The sequence below is a fragment of the Streptosporangium sp. DT93 genome (assembly GCF_049844535.1).
In the GTDB taxonomy this organism is placed as follows: domain Bacteria; phylum Actinomycetota; class Actinomycetes; order Streptosporangiales; family Streptosporangiaceae; genus Streptosporangium.
This window is the reverse complement of the sequence record NZ_JBNCLF010000048.1, coordinates 1-2,119: the sequence shown is the minus strand read 5'-3', so window position 1 is coordinate 2,119 and position 2,119 is coordinate 1. Positions and strand designations below refer to the sequence as shown.

Sequence of the window (2,119 nt, the reverse complement as noted above, 5' to 3'; positions counted from 1 at the left end):
GAACCCCCCGACCCCCACATAACTCGTCGCCTCCCGCTCACCGGCCGGATCCACCACACCCGGATCCCACCCACGATCCACCGGGAACGGGGACATCACGTCGACCCCGTTGGCGACCATCTCCCAGAGGTCCTCCGGTGATGTCACGCCCCCGGGAAACCGGCAGGCCATGCCGACGATGGCGGCGGGTTCCGTCGCGGCCGCGACCAGTTCCCGGTTGCGGGTACGCAGTTGCTCGGTCTCCTTGAGGGAGGCCCGGAGCGCGGCGACGAGTTTGTCGTTCGAGCTGGTCATTGTTCCTCACCCAGTGCCATGTTGATCAGGCTGTCGGTGTCCATCTCGTCGATGTCGACGCTCGCCATCTGGTCCGCGGTGATACCGGCGAGCTGCAGCAGGCTGTCCATCAGGCCCGCGTCTTTGAGCCGCTTGAACGGGATGGTCTGCAGCAGCCTGCGGATCATCTCCTCGTTGCCCGTCGTGTCCGGTTCCTCCTCCGGGACCAGCCTGCTCAGCAGGTGCTCGGCGAGGAGACGGGAGTTCGGGAAGTCGAAGACGATCGTGGCCGGCAGCCGCAGCCCGGTGGCCGCGTTCACACCGTTCCGGAACTCCACGGAGGACAGCGAGTCGAAGCCCTGCTCGCTGAACGCCGCCTCGGGATCGATGGCCGCCGGGCCGTGGTGTCCCAGCACCGTGGCGGCTTGAGCGCGTACGACATCGAGCAGGACCTCGTGCCGTTCAGCCGCCGGAAGCTCGGCCAGGCGACGCTCGAAGGACACGGCATCGACCTGTACGAGGCGTCGTCGCCTGGTGCTCGATGCGGGTGCCAGCCGGACCGGCACCACCGTGGCGTGATCCAGGGTCAGCGCGGTGTCGAACAACTCCAGAGCGTCTCGCGTGGACAGCGGGAGCACGCCTCCTCGGGCCATCCGGTCCCGGTCCGCGGACGCGGTCATCGCGCTGCCCTGCTCCCACAGCCCCCAGGCCAGCGACTGCGCGGGCAGGCCGTTGGCCCGGCGGTGCACGGCCAATGCATCGAGATAGGCGTTGGCCGCCGCATAGTTGCCCTGGCCCGGCGAGCCCATCACACCGGCGGCCGACGAGAACATCACGAACGCCGACAGGTTCATGCCCCGGGTGAGTTCGTGAAGGTTCTGTGCCGCGACGGCCTTCGACCCGAACACCGTGTCGACGCGTTCCGGCGTCAGCGACGCGATGGCTCCGTCGTCCAGCACACCCGCGGCGTGGATGACCGCGCCGACCCGATGAGTGGAAAGGACCTCTTCGAGTGCGAACCGGTCCGCCGCGTCACATGCCACGACGGTCACCTCGGCACCCAGGTCACGCAGTTCCGCGGTCAGTTCACGCGCGCCGGGCGCGCCGGGACCACGTCGCCCCAGGAGCAGCAGCCGGTCCACTCCGTGTTCGACGACCAGGTGCCGGGCGAGCAACCCGCCCAACGTCCCGGTACCACCGGTGATCAGCACTGGACCGGTGAGCCGGACCGGTTCGGCCTGGGCGATCTGAACTCGCCGCAGCCGGGCCGCGTATGCCACGCCCTCCCGTACCACGACCTGTGGCTCACCCGTCGCGAGTACCAGTGGGAGGTCGGCCTCGTCGGCGTCGGCGAGGACGATCCGCCCGGGGTTCTCCTGCTGCGCCGAGCGCACCAGGCCCCACACGGCGGCGCCTTCGAGGTCGTGAACGTCCTCACCCGGCAGGCCTGTCGCACCACGCGTGAGGATCACCGGCCGGGACGCCTCGTCGGCGAGCAGCCTCTGGAGCTCGCCGAGCACATGATGCACACCGCGACTGCGCACCACGGTCGCCTCTGGCAGATCCCTGGCCGAGGGCGACACCGGTGTCCATTCCAGGTGGTACAGCAGGTCGCTGGTGGACTTCAGGTCGTCGGCGTGCACCGCGCGAAGCGCCAGGGAGTCGATCGAGGCCACCGCCAGGCCGGCTGCGTCCGCGATCTCAAGTGCGACCGTGGATCCGGACGGACGGATGCGCACTCTCAGCGCACCCGCGCCGGACGCGTACACCCTCACTCCGGACCAGGCGAACGGCATCGCCGCCCCCTGAGCCACACCCGTCAAAGCGACCGCGTGAAGCGCGGCAT

General features: G+C 69.5%; 2 protein-coding genes. Both read right to left on the bottom strand.

Features of this window, described 5'->3' with window-relative positions:
* Window positions 1-294 (bottom strand): beta-ketoacyl synthase N-terminal-like domain-containing protein (locus ACLQ2R_RS39390; protein WP_425966528.1); only part of this gene is annotated, 294 nt, incomplete at its 3' end.
* A partial coding sequence (locus ACLQ2R_RS39385) for a type I polyketide synthase (RefSeq protein ID WP_425966527.1) occupies window positions 291-2,119 on the bottom strand: 1,829 nt, incomplete at its 5' end. The genes ACLQ2R_RS39385 and ACLQ2R_RS39390, both read right to left, overlap by 4 nt.